Consider the following 19,024-nt stretch of genomic DNA (forward strand, 5'->3'; position numbering starts at 1 on the left):
CTCGCCGTTCTGGCGAAGAATGCCCGGGGCGCCTGATTGCATGCTCCAGGCTCCGGAAGAGAGGGCGGGCAAGTGTTGGATGCGCTTTCTGATGTCTTGCGTGTGATTCGGCTGTCGGGAGGGGTTTTTCTCGAGGCGGAGTTCACTGCGCCCTGGTGCCTCAACGGAAGAATCTCCGCCGACGATTGCAAGCCGTTCGTGGCGGCACCCAGGCACATCATTGCGTCGCATTTTGTCGCCTCGGGGCACATGCAATTACGCATCGACGGGGAGGCGACCATCGATGTGCGGGCGGGCGAACTCATTCTGCTTCCCCGCAATGACCTTCATTGCTTTGGCAGCGACCTGGGCATTGCGCCCCTGTCGGCGAGCGACGTTATCCAACCGCCTGAAGTGGGCGGCATTTCACGAATCAAGTGCGGCGGGGGCGGCGAGGCAACGCATTTGTTGTGCGGATTCCTCGGGTCTGAAACCCCCTTCAGCCCGTTGCTTTCATCGTTGCCATCCTTATTGAAACTGGACGTTCGCTCGACAGCATTGGGCGCCTGGATCGAAAGCTCATTCCGGTTCGCGGTGAGTGAGATCGCGGCGGGGCGCGTGGGCTCGACAACGGTCATCACCAAGCTCTCCGAATTGCTCTTCGTCGAAGCCGTCAGCCAGTATGTCGCCAGCCTCCCGGCTGAACGACGCGGCTGGCTGGCAGGATTGCGTGATCCGCATATCGGGCGCGCACTGGCGCTGCTGCATGCGCGTCCAACCGAAGGCTGGACGGCAGAAGCCCTGGCGCAGGAAGTGGGCATGTCGCGCTCGGTGTTCGCGGAGCGATTCACCGCATTGGTCGGCCAGCCACCGATGCAATACCTGACGCTGTGGCGAATGCATGTGGCGGCTCAACAGTTGCGCGAAGGTCGAGGTAACGTGGCGCAGATCGGTTTTTCCGTGGGCTACGAATCCGAAGCCGCGTTCAGTCGCGCCTTCAAGCGCCAGTTCGGCACATCCCCCGGCACTTGGCGCAAACAATCAGCATGAGAGGGCGCGGGCGCTTTACCCTTGCGCCCTCACCAAGCATCATGGCGGCCCGCACTTCCTGCCAAAGGTGGCGGACATTCGTGGTGAAAAGGACCAGCAGTTGAACGAACACACATTATCCATGCGCCTGGAGCGGGTGGCGGCGCATGTGCCCGCCGGCGCGCGCCTGGCCGATATTGGCTCGGATCACGCCTATTTGCCGGTCGCGTTGATGCGCCGTGGAACCATCACAGCGGCGGTCGCCGGCGAGGTTGCATTGACGCCGTTCCTCTCGGCCGAACGCACCGTCAGCGAGAGCGGTCAGGACCTGCGGATCACCGTGCGCCTTGCCGATGGCCTCGCGGCGATCCAGCCAGAAGACGCAATCAGCGCGATCAGCCTCTGTGGCATGGGGGGTGAGACGATCCGTGACATTCTCGAGCGCGGCAAGGCGCACCTCAGCGGCCAGGAGCGCTTGATCCTGCAGCCCAACGGCGGCGAGCAACCCTTGCGCCAATGGCTGATGGACAATGGCTACCGCATTCTCTGCGAGGAAGTGCTGCGGGAAAACCGTTTTGACTATGAAATCATCGTCGCTGAGCGTGATGGGCCGGTGGTGTACAGCGAACAGGAACTGTACTTCGGCCCGTTGCAGATGCAGGCCCGTAGTCCGGCGTTTTTGGTCAAGTGGCAGCGCCGGCTGCACCAGAAGCAAAAGACCCTGAGCGAGTTCGCCCGTGCGGGGCAGGCCGTGCCTGAAGAGAAGGTGCAGGACGTCGCACGGCAGGCCCGCTGGATCACCGAACTGCTGGCCTGAATCCGGGCCCGCCATGACCGTCATGAAACACTTCGACCGTTGACGGCATTCATTCAATGTCGACGATTACTTTGCCCGAAGCCTTGCCTGCAGCAACCAGTGCATGAGCCTCGTTGACAGTGCCGAGGGTAAAGCGTCGTTCGTCCAGCAGCACCCGCAACTGTCCTGCTTCAGCCATGGCGCTGGCTTTAGCGAGTATTTCGCCGTGGTGCTTGCGACCTTTGCCGGTAATCAATGGCAGCAAGGTAAACACACCGGAATAGGTGGCACCGCGAAACGATAGTGGCGCGAGTGAGTGCTCACCCCAGCCGAGGCAACTGACGACGTGGCCTGTGTACACTTTTGCTACGGCGAATGAGGCATCCAGTGTCGCGCCGCCGACGGTGTCATACACGATGTCAAAACCTTCGCCGCCGGTGTATTGCTCAAGATAATCCGCAGGGCTTTGGGCGCGATAATCAATGGCGATCGCCCCCAGGCTTTTGATTGCTTCAAGGCTAGCGGCGCTCCCGGTGGCAAAGACGTTTGCCCCGCGCGCCTTGGCGATCTGCACCGACATCTGTCCGACACCACCGGCACCGCCGTGCACCAGAACGCGCTGCCCGGCCCGGACATTGGCTCGGTCGACCAATCCCTCCCACGCAGTGATGAAGATCAGTGGCAGCGCGGCGGCTTCACGCATGCTCAGGTTTTGCGGCTTGCGTGCCAGCAGGTCGGCGTCAACTGCGATGTATTGTGCCAGCGAGCCTTGGTCACCACCGATACCCCCGGCCATACCGAAGACTTCGTCACCGACGGCGAACTGAGTGACGCCGGTCCCGACCGCTTCGACGACACCGGCCAGGTCCATCCCTAAAACCGCCGGCAACGGTTGGCGGGCATGCGATCCCTGACCCTTGCTGATCTTGGTATCCAAAGGATTCACGCCACTGGCGGTGACCTTGACCAGTACTTGTCCGGCGGCAACCTCAGGCACTGGCATCTGCTGAATTTCTAAAGCGGCGCCAGCCTGCAAAGCGACAGCTGCGTTCATGGTGTTGTGGTTCATGGGAAATTCCTCTTGAAATGGATCAGTTCGCGCTGGGCGATGACAACAGTTTCCTGCAGTCGATGAATTCCGATAAGAGGGCAAATGCCTATAGTATTCATGCCAATTGATCGCTAAATGAGGTCGCGATGGACACGTTGGAAGCGATGGCCATTCTTATGCGGGTGGTGGAGCGAGGCAGCTTTTCAGCGGTGGCCCGTGAAACCGGCCTCAGTCAGCCAACCATCAGTAAACAGATTGGCGCCTTGGAGCAAAGGCTTGGCGGCCGGCTGTTCGCCCGCAGTACGCGCAACCTGAGCCTGACGGATGAGGGGCAACGCTACTACGAACATTGTCGGCAGATTCTGGCCGCGGTGGACAGCGCCGAGCACAGTTTTCAGACCGGACAAGAGCGCGTGGCGGGCCCGCTGCGCATTGCCTCTTCAGGCAGCTTCGGACGCATACAGATTGCGCCTCGATTGCACGGCTTTCTTCAGCAATACCCCGAGGTGTCGATTGACTTGCAACTGAGCGACGAGAACGTTGACCTGGTCAGCGAGGGGATCGATGTCGCGGTGCGCATTGGCGAGTTGAAAGACAGTGGCCTGATCGCCAGACGGATAGGCCTGACACGACGTCGAGTATTTGCAGCCCCTGGTTATCTCGAACAACTCGGTGTCCCGGCGACGCCGGATGAACTGGGCAACCACAATTGCCTTGTGTTCAATCAGCTCAAGCATTCCGACACCTGGCGTTTCGAGCACAACGGCCAATGGAGTGAGGTGCAGGTCAAGGGCAATGTGCGCAGCAACAACAGTGAGTCGATTCGGCAAATGGTCTTGAGTGGCCTGGGCATTTCGCTGTCTGCCTCATGGTTGTTTCGTGAGGATGTGCAGGCAGGGCGAGTGGTGGCGTTGCTTGAGGGGTACACACCGTCGTCGATGCCTATTCACGCGGTTTCTCCAGCGGACCGCAGGCGGTCAGCGCGGGTGCGAGCGTTCACTGATTATTTGAGAGACGCTTTTGCAATCGATATCGATGTTTGTATTGATTGAATGACAGCAGGCTGGATGAAACAGACAGCGCGCTGACCCCACGCAAGTCGGATGCCTGCGCGGGGCTTTCAATCATTGCATTACGTAACGCCCGGGGGCCGACTCCAGCGCCGGGAATTGCGCATTGCCGGTGTGCAGAGCGGAGGGCAGGCGCTCCCCAGCCTGTTCGGCCAGCCAGACGAACCAGTCATTCCACCAACTGCCAGGGTGTTGCTGGGCATTCATGAACCAGGTTTCAGGGTTTTTGGTGACCCGCTTGTTGGTCCAGTAATGACGTTTTTCCCTGGCCGGCGGGTTGATTACCCCGGCGATATGCCCTGAGGCACCGAGCACGAAACGCGTGGGACCGCTTAGCAGTCGGGTACTGGCGTAAGCGCTGCGCCACGGCACGATGTGATCGTCATGGGTGGCGAGGATGTAGGCCGGCGCGTCGATGGCGCGCAGGTCCAGCTTGACCCCGCAGCAGTCCAGGTCGCCGGATTTCAGGTCGTTCTGCAAATAGGTATGGCGCAGATACCAGCAATACATCGGGCCGGGCAAGTTGGTGCTGTCGTTGTTCCAGAACAGCAGGTCGAGGGCATTGGGTTTCTGGCCCTTGAGGTATTTGTCGACGTTGTAGTTCCACCACAAGTCGTTAGGGCGCAGCAGCGAGAAAGTGTTGCCCATGTCCTCGCCCTTGAACAGGCCAACGGGGCCATCCTGACCGCCGATGGTGCGCTCGCGGTAGGCAACCAATTGCTCGTCGACAAAGATGTCGATGGGGCCGGTGTCCAGGTAATCGAGGAAAGTGGTGAGCAGGCTCACACTGGCGATGTTTTTGTCGCCGCGCGCCGCCAATACCGCCAGCGCCGTGCTCAGCAACGTGCCGCCGATACAGAACCCCACACAATTGGGACGCTGTTCGCCACTGATTTCGCGGGTGACTTGCAGGCCTTTGATGATGCCGGTTTCGATCAAGTCATCCCAGGTGGTGCCGGCGTGCGCCGCATCAAAGTTGCGCCACGACATCAGGAACACCGGGTGACCTTGCTGCAACAAGTGGCGAACCATCGAGTTGTCCGGGCGCAGGTCGAGGATGTAGAACTTGTTGATCGACGGCGGGACGATGAATACCGGGCGCTTGTACTGGGTTTCACTCTGCGGGTAGTACTGGATCAACTGGAACAGCTCGTTCTCGAACACCACTTCGCCGGGCGTGTTGGCCAGGTCGACGCCGACCGTGAAGGCTCCGCTGTCGCATTGGCGCATCTTGCCTTCTTGCAGGTCGCTGGCCAGGTGCAGCATGCCGGTGAGCAGGCTGGCGCCTTGAGTATCGACAACCCGTTGCAAGGCGTCCGGGTTACTGGCGAGGAAGTTGCTGGGCGCACCGGCGGCAATGGCTTGTTCCACCAGATAGAGCAGGCGCTGGCGTGGTTTCTTGTCCTTGATGGGCAGCTTGTCGAGCAGCTTGAGCAGGAAACCGGCGTTGAGCAGGTAGAACGCGGCCAGCGAACCGAACAGCGGAGTGTTCCAGTTGCCGCTGGCGAAACGTCGATCTTCAAAGCTGAACGGCTGGCCGGTCAACAGCCGCTGGCCCAGATCGCCCCATTGCACTTGATAATCGGCTTGAAGGTTGTCCAGGGTTGCACGGGGCAACTCGAACCACTCGTTATGGTCCTGGCCGGTAAACCACGGATTGGTACTGACCCATAACCGTAATTGTTGCACTGCAAAGGAGGCAATGAACGGGACCTGTCCTGACCAGAAGGTGTTGAAAGTGTGCGCGTTATTGTCCATGGAGCTCCTTGCCCACATCGGAAATCCGGGCAGAAAAAACCGCGGTGCCGCCATTCGGCACCGCGTCAGTAGTCAGCCAAGCCTTTTTTATTTTTATCGTTCGATGAGCAGGCTGACGCCTTGGCCGCCGCCGATGCACAACGTGGCCAGGCCTTTTTTGCCGTCACGACGAATCAGCTCATGCACCAGCGACACCAGAATCCGCGCACCCGATGCGCCGATCGGATGACCCAGTGCAATGGCGCCACCGTTGACGTTGACCTTGCGGGTGTCCCAGCCCAGTTCCTTGCCAACCGCCAGTGACTGCGCGGCGAATGCTTCATTGGCTTCGATCAGGTCAAGGTCGTCCAGGCTCCAGCCGGCTTTGGTCAATGCCCGGCGGGTGGCCGGTACCGGACCGATGCCCATGATCGATGGGTCCACGCCCGCACCGGCGTAAGCCTTGATACGCGCCAGCACCGGTAAACCCAGCTCCAGCGCCTTGGCGGCACTGGCCAACAGCAATACCGCGGCACCGTCGTTGAGGGTCGACGAATTGCCGGCGGTGACGCTGCCGTCTTTCTGGAAAGCGGGTTTGAGATTGCTCAACGCTTGCAGCGTGCTGCCCGGACGCGGCTGTTCATCGGTGTCGAACGCCAGCGGTTCGCCCTTGCGCTGGGGAATCAGGATCGGGGTGATTTCCCGCTTGAAATAACCTGCTTCGATGGCTGCTGCGGCTTTCTGTTGCGAGGTGGCGGCGAAGGCGTCCTGATCTTCGCGGCTGAGGCTGTATTGTGTGGCCAGGTTCTCTGCGGTAATGCCCATGTGGTAGTCGTTGAAGGCGTCCCACAAACCGTCCTGAATCACGCTGTCTTGCAGTTGCGCATGACCCAGACGCAAACCGGCGCGCGCCTTGGGCAGCACATAGGGCGCCAGGCTCATGTTTTCCTGACCGCCGGCAATCACCAGTTCGGCGTCGCCGCAACGGATCGCCTGGACGGCCAGTTGCACCGCCTTGAGGCCCGAGCCGCAGACCTTGTTCAGGGTCAGGGCAGGGGTGGTAAAGGGCAGGCCGGCCTTGATAGCGCTCTGGCGTGCCGGATTTTGCCCCGAGCCTGCGGTGAGGACCTGGCCGAGGATCACTTCATCAATCTGGGCGGCGTCGACTCCGGCCTGTTCGAGCAGGCTGCGAATCACCGCCGCCCCCAGCTCGGTGGCGGGAATCGCCGACAGGGCACCTTGGAAACTGCCGATGGCGGTACGTGTTGCGGCAACGATTACGACTTCGTTCATGCGAGACCTCATTAGGATGTTGTCGAGCGGGAGCAGGGCGTCCATGCCCTGACAGGCCTACTGCATGTTCATGCCGCCGTTGACCGAGAAGTCGGCACCGGTGCTGTAGCCCGACTCATCGGAGGCCAGCCAGGCAACGATCGAGGCGATTTCTTCAGGTTGACCCAGACGCCCGACCGGAGTCGCGGCGATCATCGTGTCGAGGATGTCCTGGCGGATGGCCGCGGTCATACTGGTCTGGATGTAGCCGGGAGAAACGGTATTGACGGTCACGCCCTTGCCGGACACTTCCCGCGCCAGGGCCATGGTGAAGCCGTGGATGCCGGCCTTGGCCGCGCTGTAGTTGGTTTGCCCGAACTGACCGCGCTGACCGTTGATCGACGAGATATTGATCACCCGTCCCCAACCCTTGGCCAACATGCCTTCAATCACCTGTTTGGTGGTGTTGAACAGGCCCGTCAGATTGGTGCCGATGACCGCATTCCAGTCTTCGGGCTGAAGCTTGCGAAACGAGGCATCACGGGTGATGCCAGCGTTGTTGACCAGCACATCGACCGGACCGAACTGCTCCCGCGCCATTTCGAACGCCTTGCGCGTTGACTCCCAATCGGTGATGTCGCCGTAAATGCATTCGAATTGATAACCCGCCGCCAGCTGGCCGGCAATCCAGTCATTCTTGCGCGCCGAATCCGAGCTGCAGCCGACGATGACCTTGAATCCTTCCTTGTAGAGGCGCTGGCTTATCGCCGTGCCGATCCCACCCATACCGCCGGTGACTAACGCAATACGACCAAGCGACTTCATAGACTTCTTCCCTTTTAATTATTGCGCTGCAAGATGGGAGGATTGTTCGGTATTGGCGGGGGATGCGGAAGTGTTGGGAGGTGACGCTCTGGTGTCCAACGGTGCCAAGGGCTGATGCTATCTGGATGACGAATGGTGGCAAAAAGTGAGGAGTACCTATACTGGGATCAACATTGCCAACTGAGAAACCCGTCAGACTTTGATTCACAGCAGATCAGTTATGGCTCCGGACAGGACGTTCGGTTCCACAGGTCATTGAGGACGCCATGTATAGAATGAGTTCAGGCTATGCCAGCGTGCTGGTAAATACGCTCTCGGCTCAAGGACTGGAAGTCGCCAGTCTGTGTCAGGAGGCTGGACTGGATATTGAGTTGGCGAACAAACCAGGAGCGTTTTGCGAGCGAAGGGCGATCTATCGATTATGGGATCTGGCCGCACAGGCCTCGGACGATCCGGACATTGGCCTGAAGGCCTATGGCAGTTTCCATCCTGGCAGCTTTCAAATCGTCGGCTACACGATGATGTCCAGCCTGAACCTGAAAAAAGCCCTTGAACGGCTGGTTCGTTTCAGTCCGTTGATTGGCACCGGATTCAGCCTTTTCTTTACATCGGAGCAGCAGAATTACCGCCTGTCCGGGCTCGATCATCAACAAGTCGGCTCGGTTAAACCCCGTCAGTACACCGATGCCGGGCTGGCTTCATTGCTGGGTTTCTGCCGCAAGCTGGCGGGCGGGACCTTACCCCACCCCTTGAGCGTCGAGTTCACTTATCCGGAGCCCGCAGATACCCGCGAGCATCGACGGCTGTTTGGCGACGATCTGCATTTTGGCGCGGCTTACGACAGCATTTTGTTTGACGGGCAGGAACTGATGCGACCGTTGAGCATGGCCAACGAAGACTTGGCCGTGTTGCATGACAGTTTTGCCGAGGCGCAACTGGACTTGCTGTTCGGGTTTTGCATCATCGGCAGGATTCGCGCGCTGCTGACCGAGCGTTTGAGCCAGGGCCACGGGCAGTGCGACATGGAGTCGATTGCGGCGGCATTGAACATCAGCAAGCGCACGCTGCAACGCGCGCTGGAAAAGGAGGGAACCCAGTTCAAGGACGTGCAAAACGCCGTGCGCCGGCAGTTGGCCGATTTCTATCTGCGCCATTCTCATTTCAACATGAAGCACGTGGCGTACCTCCTTGGTTTCCATGACCACAGCAGTTTCAACAAGGCCTGTAGCCGCTGGTTCGGCATGACGCCTGGCCAGTATCGGTCCGATGAATCGTTTCAACTGGAGGAAACCGCGCCGGTGTGACGCGGTGTCCGTCAGTGGTTGAGCGTTACTTCACCGGCGGTTTGTTCGCGCCTTTTTTGTCCTTGGCTGGTTTGCGAACGGGACCCGTATTTCTGACGATGGGCGCGGGGGGCGCTTCAGCGACTTTTTGTTTGACCGGCTCCGGTGCCACAACGGGCACTTGCTCCTTGATGTCGGTTGCGCCGGGAGATTGGGCCAGGTTGAAACCGGGCATCGATACGTCGAGCAGCGAGTGCAGCTCGCACCACACCGGATGGCTCGCGCCGCTGGTCAGCAGGTGTGGCAGCAAATTAGCGACGGCCGCCAGCACTTGCTGGCGCTCTTCGACCTCGGTCAGCAACAAGGGCAAGCTCAGCAGACTGGCTTGCGGGTGGGTAGCAACCAGCAGCTTTTGCAGATTCAGGGTGTCGCGCAAGTCCAGCGGCTTGGCGCTGTGGTCCTGGAGCAGCACCTGCAATTGCTGGATCAACTTGTCGACGCCTTGCTTGCCGGGTTCGTCGCTGTCGCGTTCCAGCAGAAACAGAATGCGCACCAGGGCTTCCATCAAACCACCCAGGGGCAGGGCGTCCTGCAGGCGTTCGATCAGGACCTTATCGTGCTGCTCGGCATGCGCCTGGAGATTGCGTCCGGGCGCAGTGCCGGCGAGGCTGTCGAGTACGCCATATACGCCGTAAAAACACATTTCCTGAGCGGCATCACGCAGGTCGCGGTAGCCGTTCAAGGCGTCCTGAATCTGGTTTGAAAACAACGCCTGCCAGGCCAGTAACGGATTGTCCGGGCTCGTGGGGTGGCGATCCTTGCGCACTTGCGCAGCGCTGCCTGCCAGCCACCACAATGCCGGGTTCAAACTGTTCCACATGACTTGCTGCTGATGGAACGGATGGGTCTTGCGCATCAGTTCGGCAGCCGGTTCGTTGATCAACTGACGCAGCCACGGCCGTACAAAGACATCGTAAAGGCTGTTGTTGATGACCGATGCGCGCTCGACCAGGGCAAATTCGCGATCATCATCACGGGGTGGCGGGGCCTCACCGTGGATGTCGGCGATACGCCGTGGCTCGAAACGTACCGAGTAGGCCGTGTCTGCGTTCTCAGGCAGGTCATCGATGAGCATTTCATACAGCCCGCCTGGCAGTTGGTTGATCGCATCGACCGCACCCAGCAACTCACGGTGCTCTCGCCGGGCGACATCGCCGGACACAAAGATGCCCAAGTGACCGATGCTCGCGTGGCGCAAGTAAACGATAGTGCGACCGGCCTCTTGCAGGGCGAGATCGCTGGGATAGACGTCAGCGATCCAGTCCAGTGCCTGTTGTGGGGAGGTGATGTTGTCGCCATAGGAACAGAACACCACCACCGGCACTTCGATGCGTTTGAGATCAAGTCCACTGCTCTTGCGCCCCAGGCCCCCGGACAGCTGATTGCCGATGAACAGGTCGTCGACAATCATTTCGATCTCTTCACCGTTGAGCAAGGTCGGGCTGCCCCACCAGCGCTCGAAATCCAGAAACCGCGCCGCCTCGCTGTCGACTTCACTGAACAGGTGATAGTACTTGCCCCAGTAAGTATTGGCCGGGTCGAGGCTTTCGAAGTTACTGACCAGCCAGGTGCCGTCGAAACGGTCATTGCCCAGGTCGCTACCCAGGCGCGCCATCCAGCCGCCGCCCAGCAAACCGCCGGTGTAGCGCATCGGATTGCGTCCGTTGACACCGGCCCAATACGACAGTGGCGCGCCATTGACGATGATCAGCCCTGGCAGTTCCGGCCGTGTAGCCGCCAGCCCCATCAATGCCCAACCTGCTTGGCAATTGCCGATCACCACGGGTTTGGCGCTGCCGTGATGTCGGGCGCTGACCACTTCGATAAATCGTGCCTGGGCTTCAACGATGTCGTCGAGGGTTTGGCCCGGGCACGGTGAATGGCTGAACGAGATGAAATAGGTCGGGTGACCCGCCCTTAGGCTTTCGCCAATGACCGAGTCCTGCTTGAAACCGCCAATCCCCGAACCGTGGCCACCGCGCGGGTCAATGATGATGACCGGCTGTTTTTTGCTGTCGAGTTGTTGCCCGGGGCCCGCAAGAATCTGCAGCAGCGAGTAGTTGACCGGGCGCGGCAGGTCTTCACCGGCCACCAGGGTTTCATGATTGAACTTGAGCAGCAGCGGATACCCGGCGCGTTCGTGCGCCAGGGTGTTGTCGCCGCGCTGGCGCAAGGTGTCCCAGAACAACACGCTGCGTTGGCCAAGGTCGGTGAGGTATTCCTGCCAGTCAGTGGGCGTCGGCAGCCTGAGTTGCCCAAGGCTTGAAGCAGCGTAGGTGTTTGCCTGTCGCGCTTGAAGGGCGTCGAGGACGTTGCGCGTGTTGAGGCGCTGAAGATGGTTCAGGTGCTCGAACAAACCGGACGACGGCGACAGCCCTTCGTCTTGCAGCGCAATATTTTCTTCCTGACCCATCGTGAACTCCTGACGCGATGTGTGGGAATGTTGTCCTGATAAATAGAAGCCAGGCCAGTCATCCAATTGGCAGGAGTGTATAGGGAATAACGGCAGGAGCAGTGAACTTTGTTGTGCGCTGCACAAAATAGCCGTTGCCAAATAGTTTTGTGCGCTGCAATATCAAGGCTAACGCGATAACTGGCTGGATCGCTGTCGCGTCCTCAGGTCCATCAGGGCCTTTCAGTACCAGGAGATACAAGCATGTCTTTTTTCAATTCGGAAAAACTGCAAACCGCACAGAAAGCCAACCTCGACCTCTTGCAGCAAATCAGCGGCAAAGTCTTCGCCAGCGTTGAACAGCTGAGCCAGTTGCAGTTCAAGGCATTGCGCGACTCCACCGAAGAGCACTTTGAAGGCGTTCGCAAGCTGTTGGCCGTGCGTGACCCACAAGGTTTTGCCGAGTTGCAGGCATCTTTCACCCAGCCGAACGCCCAGACCGAACGTCTGGCCGAGTTCAATCGTCAGGTTCAAGCGCTGATCGTGGGCACGCAGTCGGACATCGCCAAACTGACGTCGAGTCAGGTCGAGGCGGGTACCCAACAAGTGAATGAGTTCGTTGAAACGATCAGCAAGAATGCACCGGCCGGCTCCGAGCCTGTGGTAGCGGCGTTCAAGTCGGGCCTGGCGAATGCCGGTACAGCGTTTGAAAGTGCACAGAAAGCCGTGAAACAGGCGTCCGATGTGGCTCAGAGCAATTTCGACGCAGCGACTGCTGCAGCTTCCAAGGCCGCTCCAGAAGCGGGCGCCAAGGCTAGCAAGTAAGTCAAATCAGGCCAGCGGCACCGATGGCGATGGGATTATTCCCCATCGCCATTTTTTTTCGGCCCGTTATCGGTGCCGGGTTTAGCGCCAAACATGCCGAACAGGTTCTGGGTATTGAGGTACAACGCCTTGGACTGGTCGACATACTGACGCATCAGATCCTGCATGACCGGGGCCTGTTGATGCATGAAGGCGCTCCAGGCTTCGGACGATTGCGCACCGGTCTGGGACTGAATGTCGATGACGGTCTGGATGCTTTTATCCAGGTAGCTGCCGAGCACGCCTTGATAGGGGCCGTAGAACTGGATAATCCCCATCAGCATCTCGCTGGTGAAAATCGGCTCGCCACCGCTTTCGGCTTCCAGGATCACTTGCAGCAGGATGCTGCGCGTCAGGTCCTCGCCGCTCTTGGCATCGACCACCTGAAACGCCACTTTATCGACGACCAACTGACGGATGTCCGCCAGCGTCAAATGACTGCTGGTGTGGGTGTCATAGAGTCGGCGATTGGGGTATTTCTTGATCAGACGGGGCGTATCTGGCATGCGGGGTGTCTCGTGGCGAGCCTGGTTTGCAGGCATCTTAACCTACTATCGTCACTGCCGCGGGTGATCGTTCCCATGCTCCGCGTGGGAATGCAGCCCGGGACGCTCCGCGTCCCAAGACCGGACGCAGAGCGTCCATTGATGCATTCCGGAGCGGGGCGCTCGCGCACGGTTCAATCGTTAGAACTGCTCGGCGCTCAGGCCGTACAACGAGGCGCTGCCCGCGCGAATGGATTGCTCCAGACTCAGGATGCGCGGCAGAAGCCGGTGAATGTAGAAGTCGGCAGTGGCGATCTTCGCGCCATAAAACCCTTCGTCTTCGCCAAGTTTTGCCCGGGCGACCTGGGCCATGCGCGCCCAGAGCCAGGCGTAGGCGACGTAACCGAACAAGTGCAGATACTCGACCGACGCCGCGCCGATTTCATTGCGGTTGGACGCGGCCTGGTCCTGCAGCCAGTCACTGAGGCTTTCGAGACGCTGCACGGCATCGAACAGCTGCCCGGCGTACGGCGCGTCTGGCTGATGGGCGAAGTGGCGAATCTGGGCAGTGAATTGACGCAAGGCGACACCGTTGTCGGCCAGCACTTTGCGACCGAGAAGGTCCAGCGCCTGAATGCCATTGGTGCCTTCGTAAATCTGCGCAATGCGCACATCACGGACCAATTGTTCCTGGCCCCATTCACGGATGTAGCCATGGCCGCCGAACACTTGCTGGCCGTTGATGCAGCTTTCCAGGCCAGTGTCGGTGAAGAACGCCTTGGCCACCGGGGTCAGCAGCGCGACCAGGTTTTGCGCATTGTCGCGCTCCTGGGCGTCATCGGAAAACTTCGCCAGATCGAGCTGCTGCCCGACGTAACTGGCAAAGGCACGGCCACCTTCGGTCATGGCTTTCATGCCGAGCAGCATGCGGCGCACGTCAGGGTGAACGATGATCGGGTCGGCCACTTTGTCCGGGGCGACGACGCCAGTCGGGGCACGGCTCTGAATACGTTCGCGGGCGTAAGCGACGGCGCTTTGATAGGACGCTTCAGCGCACCCGATGCCCTGGATGCCGATGGACAAGCGTTCGTAATTCATCATGGTGAACATCGCCGCCAGGCCTTTGTTGGCCTCACCGACCAGCCAGCCGCTGGCACCGTCGAAGTTCATCACGCAAGTGGCCGAGGCCTTGATGCCCATCTTGTGTTCGATCGAGCCGCAACTCACTGCGTTGGCATTGCCCAGGGAGCCGTCGGCATGGACCAGCACTTTAGGCACGACAAACAACGAGATGCCTTTGGGCCCGGCCGGTGCATCCGGCAGTTTGGCCAGTACCAGATGCACGATGTTCTCGGTCAGGTCCTGATCGCCGCCCGTGATGAAAATCTTGCTGCCGGTGAGGGCGTAACTGCCGTCGGCCTGAGGTTCGGCGCGGGTACGGATGATCCCCAGGTCGGTGCCGGCGTGGGCTTCGGTCAGGCACATCGAGCCGGCCCAGCGGCCTTCATACATCGGCGGCAGGTAGAGGTTTTTCAGGGTGTCGCTGGCGTGGGCATCCAGTGCCAGACAGGCGCCGGAACTCAATGCCGAATACAGGGCGAAGCTTGAGTTGGCGCCGTAGAGCATTTCTTCAAACTGCACGGCGAGCATCTTCGGCATGCCCATGCCGCCGAACTCGGCGTTGCCGGACAGGCCGACCCAACCGCCTTCGATGTAGGTGGCATAAGCCTGTTTGAAACCGGCGGGCGTGCTGACCTGGCCATCCAGCCACTGCGCGCCTTCCTCGTCGCCGCTGCGGTTCAAGGGGGCAATCAACTGTGAGGTGACTTTCGCCGCCTCCTCGAGAATGGCATCAGCGGTGGCGGCGTCGACGCTGTCGGCCAGGGCTGGCAGGCGCGCCCACAAGGCTGGCGCATCGAACACTTCATGCAGCACAAAGCGCATGTCGCGCAGCGGAGCGTTGAATTGGGGCATCAGGTGAACCTCAAAAGGACATTGTGCAGTGGGCACGGTGCCGCAACGGCAGACCGTGCCGGTAACATCGGTTCGGACTAGAGCGCTTTGGCCCTGTCGCGCAGCACGTATTTCTGGATCTTGCCGGTAGACGTTTTCGGCAACAGCGTAAAGATCACCGTGCGCGGCACTTTGTACCCGGCCAGGTGCTCGCGGCAGAAACTGATGATGTCAGCTTCGCGCACGTCCTGATGGTCAGCCTTCAAGGTGACGAATGCACAAGGCGTTTCGCCCCATTTTTCATCCGGACGGGCGACCACGGCGGCTTCCATCACGCCCGGATGGCGATAGAGCACGCCTTCGAGTTCGATGGTGGAAATGTTCTCGCCACCAGAAATGATGATGTCCTTGAGTCGGTCCTTGATCTCGACATAACCGTCGGGATGACACACCGCCAGGTCACCGGTATGGAACCAGCCACCCTCAAAGGCTTCGGCGGTGGCGGTCGGATTCTTCAGGTAGCCCTTCATCACGGTGTTGCCGCGCATGAAGATCTCGCCGATGGTCTGGCCGTCGCGCGGGGTCGGTTCCAGGGTCTTCGAGTCGCCGACCATCACGCCTTCCAGCGTCGGGTAGCGCACCCCTTGGCGGGACTTGATCTGTGCCCGATCATCGAGCGGCAGCTCGTCCCACTCGGCATGCCAGGCGCACAGGGTCACGGGGCCATAGGTTTCGGTCAGGCCGTAGACGTGAGTGACCTTGATGCCCATTTCTTCCACGGCACCGATCACTTTGGCCGGCGGTGCAGCACCCGCGACCATTGCATTGACCGGGTGGTCGATGGCCGCTTTTGCCGATTCCGGCATGTTGACCAGAGCATTGAGCACAATGGGCGCCGCACACAAGTGCGTCACCTGGTGCTCGCGGATCAGGGTGAGGATTTTCTGCGGGTCGACCCGGCGCAAGAACACATGCACGCCGGCCATGGCCGTGATAACCCACGGGTAGCACCAGCCGTTGCAGTGGAACATCGGCAGCGTCCAGAGGTACACCGGATGGTTGCCCATCGCCCAGGTCATCTGGTTGCCCAGCGAGTTCAGGTACGCGCCGCGATGGTGGTAAACCACGCCTTTGGGGTTGCCGGTGGTGCCTGAGGTGTAGTTCAACGAGATGGCTTGCCATTCGCTTTCCGGCCATTGCCAGGCGAATGCCGGATCGCCTTCGGCCAGCAACGCTTCATAGTCCAGGTCGCTGACGGCCTGACCTTCGCCGTATTCCGGATCATTGACGTCGATCACCAGCGGTGGGTGATCGAGCATGCCGACGGCCGCGCGAATCACGTCATGGAATTCGCGGTCGGTAATCAGCACCTTGGCTTCGCCGTGCTGGAGCATGAACGCAATGGCTTCGGCATCCAGGCGTACGTTGAGCGGGTTGAGCACGGCACCGATCATCGGCACGCCGAAATGCACTTCAAGCATCTCGGGAATGTTGGGCAGCATCACGGCCACCGTGTCGTTCTTACCGATCCCGCGACCGGCCAGTGCCGAGGCCAGGCGTCGGCACCGGGTGTAGGTCTGCGCCCAGGTGCGGCGAATCGAACCGTGGATGACGGCGGGGTAGTGAGGGTAAACGCTGGCGGTGCGCTCGATGAAGCTCAGAGGCGACAATGCAATGTGATTGACAGCCGAAGGGGCTAGCCCTTGTTCATAAATCGACATGACGGGTACTCGGTGGCTGATTGTTAGCTCTATGGATGACCTGTTCAGCGTAGCCGTTGCGGTCACCCTTTATGTCCGGCCAACTTTATATAACAATCCGCCACGGATATGGAAGTACAACCTACGCAGTATAGTAGTTATACTATATTTGATTCCATTGCTTCTAAATGAATGCGGCCCTGCCGCCAACGCCGGTATATTCTGGCGCCCCCGACAAAGCGGACCTGTGATGACCCTGACGCCCGTTCGATTGCACAGCTGGTTGCGCCTGCAACGTGAGGGGGTGTCTCTGGCCGCCCGGGCCGATGCGTTGTGCCATGCGTTACAGGACTGTCCAGAGGTGCGCCGGGCGGTGTATCTGAGCTGGCAGCCACAGGCAGGGATTTACAGCCATGAGGGTGCCGCACAGCACTTCCCGCCGGGATTGGGTGATCCATCGCTGGCCAGCGATCAGTTGCTATTTGATCGACTGGTGGAGGCCGGGCGCCTGGACCTGGCGCAAGTACGGCAACTCGATTGCTGGTTGTCCGGTCGATTGCGCCGCGCCGCTATCAGCCACGGCCAGGTGTTTGATCTGGCGCTGACTTCGGGGCAGCCTGGGTTATTGCTGGTGGAAGTGTGCGAAGGCATCAGTCTTGACTGGCTGGGTTGGGTGCAGGACTTGCTGACAACCTTGCTCAGCAGCGTTAACGGAATGCTGCGCGGCTCACCGTTGTTGGGTCACGATCCGCAACCGAGTCTCTTGCTGGATGCGCAGGGACGGCCGCTGGAATTCAACGCCGCGCTGCTGGCCTTGCTCGCAGAGAAACCGTTGACCGATGTGCCGGGCTTTTTGCCGGGCAATTACCGGTTGCTGGTACGCGCCTGCCTTGATCAGCAACGGGCTATCGAAGGGGTCGAAGCGCAGTTCCAGGAGCAGATTCTGATCTGGACGTTTATCCCCGACCCTCAGGAAAACCGTGTGCTCGCCCGTTGCCGCGACGCCACCACGCAAGTGCTGGCTGAGCGTGAAGCGGCCACGGCACGCCGCTTGTACCGGCTGATCATCGAGAACACCACAGACCTGATTTCACGCCATACGCCAGACGGGCGTTTTCTCGATGCCTCGCCGGCGTCCTGGACATTGCTCGGCTACTGGCCTGAAGAGCTGCGTGGGCAAATGGCCCAGGGTTTGTTCCATGGTCAGGACCTCGCCAGCCTGGTGCAGCGTGCGAAGGACGCTTTGGAGCAGGACGGCTATCACACGATGACCTACCGCATCCGTCATCGAGCCGGGCATTACCTGTGGTTCGAAACCGCTTGCCGGGCGATTCGTGAAACCTACACCGGCGCAGTGGTCGAGGTGGTCAGCGTATCGCGGGACATCACCGCCCGAGTGCAGGTGGAAGAGAACAAGCGGCGCCTGGCCGAAGTGGTTGAAGCCAACATCGATCCCGTGTTGTTTCTCGACCCGGACGGGCACGTGACGTACCTCAACCCGGCCGCACGACGCATTCTGGGGATCGGCGAGACTCAACCGATGCCGACGCTGGCGCAACTGTTCGCCAGTGCCGACCTGACACGCCTGCAGCATGACGGCTGGAGCAGCGCCGAACGCGAGGGTGTGTGGAGCACCGATGCACGGTTACAGGCACCCGGCGGGACTTCCGTCCCTGTGTCGCTGGTGCTGTTGGCGCACCGTTCGGCCGGTGGCGAGCGCTACTATTCATTGGTGGCGCGGGACATGACCGAACGCGAATTGCGTGAAGCGCAACAGCGTCGCCATCAGGACGAACTGGCGCACACCGCACGGCTGGTCACCCTGGGTGAACTGGCCTCGGGCATCGCCCACGAAATCAATCAGCCATTGGCCGCCGTGGTCAATTATGCCAACGCGAGCCAGCGCTATTTACAGACGCTGGATTCCAATCCTCAGGCCGCTACCCGAGTGGCACAAGGGCTGGAACGCATTACCCATCACGCCACGCATGCGTCAGAGGTGATCAGGCGTCTACGGGGGTTTCTGCGCAAAGGCCAGCGGCGCATGCAGGCGCTGAATTTTACCGATGTCGCCCGCGAGGCCGTGCGTTTGTGTGCCTGGGAAGCGAGCAATTGCCAAGTGACAATCGAGGATCGCCTGCCGGATAATCTGCCGCCCGTTTATGCCGACCGGGTGCTGCTGGAGCAGGTGCTGCTCAATCTGTTGCGCAACGCCATCGACGCCAATCGCGAACAACACCCCGGGCAGCCTTCGTTGATCGTGATGACGGTCGGGCAGGGCAGTGGCGCCACCGTGCAAATCGATGTGCAAGACCAGGGGCCGGGCGTCAGCGAGCCCGAACTGGAGCAGATATTTACCCCGTTCTATACCAGCAAGGCCGATGGCCTGGGCCTTGGCTTGTCCATGAGCCGCAGCATCATTGAAGGCTTCGGTGGCGAGTTGCAGGCCCGGCGTCAACCGGTCGGGCTGCTGATGTGCTGCCAATTGCCGCTGGCCGGCCCAACAAAACAACAACAGGAATGACGTA

14 protein-coding genes are annotated in these 19,024 nt (G+C 60.2%); 6 read left to right on the forward strand and 8 right to left on the reverse strand.

Annotated features, from left to right (window positions below):
* Nucleotides 1-72: 72 nt before the first annotated feature.
* Complete coding sequence (locus tag K5K95_RS24940; protein WP_222586576.1) at nucleotides 73-1,029, forward strand: AraC family transcriptional regulator; 957 nt, start codon at nucleotides 73-75, stop codon at nucleotides 1,027-1,029.
* A gap of 100 nt (nucleotides 1,030-1,129) precedes the next feature.
* Nucleotides 1,130-1,825 (forward strand): tRNA (adenine(22)-N(1))-methyltransferase, encoded by a 696-nt coding sequence (locus K5K95_RS24945; RefSeq protein WP_315903114.1) that lies wholly within the window; start codon nucleotides 1,130-1,132, stop codon nucleotides 1,823-1,825.
* Nucleotides 1,826-1,874: 49 nt separating this feature from the next.
* Here the strand turns inward: K5K95_RS24945 and K5K95_RS24950 are convergent, their stop codons facing one another.
* On the reverse strand, nucleotides 1,875-2,873 hold the full coding sequence (locus tag K5K95_RS24950; protein ID WP_222586577.1) for a zinc-dependent alcohol dehydrogenase family protein: 999 nt from the start codon (nucleotides 2,871-2,873) through the stop codon (nucleotides 1,875-1,877).
* Nucleotides 2,874-3,001: 128 nt separating this feature from the next.
* Between K5K95_RS24950 and K5K95_RS24955 the strand changes: the two genes are divergently transcribed.
* Entirely contained in the window at nucleotides 3,002-3,907 is a 906-nt protein-coding gene (locus K5K95_RS24955; RefSeq protein WP_222586578.1) for a LysR family transcriptional regulator, read from the forward strand.
* A 72-nt stretch (nucleotides 3,908-3,979) separates the two neighbouring features.
* On the opposite strand, the gene phaC is transcribed toward K5K95_RS24955, so the two are convergent.
* The 3 genes from phaC to phbB all read right to left on the reverse strand — a co-directional run bounded on the left by phaC (nucleotide 3,980) and on the right by phbB (nucleotide 7,759).
* Nucleotides 3,980-5,683 carry a class I poly(R)-hydroxyalkanoic acid synthase gene (gene phaC / locus K5K95_RS24960; RefSeq protein ID WP_222586579.1) on the reverse strand — a complete coding sequence of 568 codons (1,704 nt, stop codon included), beginning with the start codon at nucleotides 5,681-5,683 and terminating at the stop codon, nucleotides 3,980-3,982.
* A 93-nt stretch (nucleotides 5,684-5,776) separates the two neighbouring features.
* Complete coding sequence (locus K5K95_RS24965; RefSeq protein WP_222586580.1) at nucleotides 5,777-6,955, reverse strand: acetyl-CoA C-acetyltransferase; 1,179 nt, start codon at nucleotides 6,953-6,955, stop codon at nucleotides 5,777-5,779.
* Nucleotides 6,956-7,012: 57 nt separating this feature from the next.
* Nucleotides 7,013-7,759, reverse strand: coding sequence for an acetoacetyl-CoA reductase (phbB, locus tag K5K95_RS24970; RefSeq protein ID WP_208668143.1), 747 nt, complete (start codon nucleotides 7,757-7,759; stop codon nucleotides 7,013-7,015).
* 266 nt (nucleotides 7,760-8,025) lie between these two features.
* On the opposite strand from phbB, the gene K5K95_RS24975 reads away from it, so the two are divergent.
* Nucleotides 8,026-9,063, forward strand: a complete 1,038-nt coding sequence (locus K5K95_RS24975; RefSeq protein WP_222586581.1) for an AraC family transcriptional regulator — start codon at nucleotides 8,026-8,028, stop codon at nucleotides 9,061-9,063.
* A 25-nt stretch (nucleotides 9,064-9,088) separates the two neighbouring features.
* Here K5K95_RS24975 and K5K95_RS24980 read toward each other — a convergent pair whose 3' ends face one another.
* Nucleotides 9,089-11,515, reverse strand: coding sequence for a DUF3141 domain-containing protein (locus tag K5K95_RS24980; protein ID WP_222586582.1), 2,427 nt, complete (start codon nucleotides 11,513-11,515; stop codon nucleotides 9,089-9,091).
* Between the two features lie 243 nt (nucleotides 11,516-11,758).
* Between K5K95_RS24980 and phaP the strand changes: the two genes are divergently transcribed.
* Nucleotides 11,759-12,319, forward strand: coding sequence for a TIGR01841 family phasin (phaP, locus tag K5K95_RS24985; protein WP_222586583.1), 561 nt, complete (start codon nucleotides 11,759-11,761; stop codon nucleotides 12,317-12,319).
* A gap of 35 nt (nucleotides 12,320-12,354) precedes the next feature.
* Here phaP and phaR read toward each other — a convergent pair whose 3' ends face one another.
* The 3 genes from phaR to K5K95_RS25000 form a co-directional block, all read right to left on the reverse strand.
* The gene (gene phaR / locus K5K95_RS24990; RefSeq protein WP_208668147.1) at nucleotides 12,355-12,900 is read right to left on the reverse strand and encodes a polyhydroxyalkanoate synthesis repressor PhaR; all 546 of its coding nucleotides are present in this window, start codon (nucleotides 12,898-12,900) and stop codon (nucleotides 12,355-12,357) included.
* A gap of 144 nt (nucleotides 12,901-13,044) precedes the next feature.
* Complete coding sequence (locus K5K95_RS24995) at nucleotides 13,045-14,817, reverse strand: acyl-CoA dehydrogenase C-terminal domain-containing protein (RefSeq protein ID WP_222586584.1); 1,773 nt, start codon at nucleotides 14,815-14,817, stop codon at nucleotides 13,045-13,047.
* A 77-nt stretch (nucleotides 14,818-14,894) separates the two neighbouring features.
* On the reverse strand, nucleotides 14,895-16,517 hold the full coding sequence (locus K5K95_RS25000) for an acyl-CoA synthetase (RefSeq protein WP_222586585.1): 1,623 nt from the start codon (nucleotides 16,515-16,517) through the stop codon (nucleotides 14,895-14,897).
* A gap of 229 nt (nucleotides 16,518-16,746) precedes the next feature.
* Here K5K95_RS25000 and K5K95_RS25005 point away from each other — a divergent pair, with 229 nt between their 5' ends.
* Nucleotides 16,747-19,020 carry a PAS domain S-box protein gene (locus K5K95_RS25005; RefSeq protein WP_222586586.1) on the forward strand — a complete coding sequence of 758 codons (2,274 nt, stop codon included), beginning with the start codon at nucleotides 16,747-16,749 and terminating at the stop codon, nucleotides 19,018-19,020.
* Nucleotides 19,021-19,024: the final 4 nt, after the last annotated feature.

The organism is Pseudomonas sp. DR48 (assembly GCF_019823085.1).
GTDB lineage: Bacteria > Pseudomonadota > Gammaproteobacteria > Pseudomonadales > Pseudomonadaceae > Aquipseudomonas.

Excerpts from the sequence above, each read along its gene's own strand:
- K5K95_RS24995 (WP_222586584.1), bottom strand. The coding sequence starts at position 14,817 with ATGCCCCAATTCAACGCTCCGCTGCGCGACATGCGCTTTGTGCTGCAT.
- phaC (WP_222586579.1), bottom strand. The coding sequence starts at position 5,683 with ATGGACAATAACGCGCACACTTTCAACACCTTCTGGTCAGGACAGGTC.
- K5K95_RS24965 (WP_222586580.1), bottom strand. The coding sequence starts at position 6,955 with ATGAACGAAGTCGTAATCGTTGCCGCAACACGTACCGCCATCGGCAGT.
- K5K95_RS25005 (WP_222586586.1), top strand. The coding sequence starts at position 16,747 with ATGACCCTGACGCCCGTTCGATTGCACAGCTGGTTGCGCCTGCAACGT.
- phaR (WP_208668147.1), bottom strand. The coding sequence starts at position 12,900 with ATGCCTGCAAACCAGGCTCGCCACGAGACACCCCGCATGCCAGATACG.
- K5K95_RS24950 (WP_222586577.1), bottom strand. The coding sequence starts at position 2,873 with ATGAACCACAACACCATGAACGCAGCTGTCGCTTTGCAGGCTGGCGCC.
- phaP (WP_222586583.1), top strand. The coding sequence starts at position 11,759 with ATGTCTTTTTTCAATTCGGAAAAACTGCAAACCGCACAGAAAGCCAAC.
- K5K95_RS24980 (WP_222586582.1), bottom strand. The coding sequence starts at position 11,515 with ATGGGTCAGGAAGAAAATATTGCGCTGCAAGACGAAGGGCTGTCGCCG.
- K5K95_RS25000 (WP_222586585.1), bottom strand. The coding sequence starts at position 16,517 with ATGTCGATTTATGAACAAGGGCTAGCCCCTTCGGCTGTCAATCACATT.
- K5K95_RS24955 (WP_222586578.1), top strand. The coding sequence starts at position 3,002 with ATGGACACGTTGGAAGCGATGGCCATTCTTATGCGGGTGGTGGAGCGA.
- K5K95_RS24975 (WP_222586581.1), top strand. The coding sequence starts at position 8,026 with ATGTATAGAATGAGTTCAGGCTATGCCAGCGTGCTGGTAAATACGCTC.
- phbB (WP_208668143.1), bottom strand. The coding sequence starts at position 7,759 with ATGAAGTCGCTTGGTCGTATTGCGTTAGTCACCGGCGGTATGGGTGGG.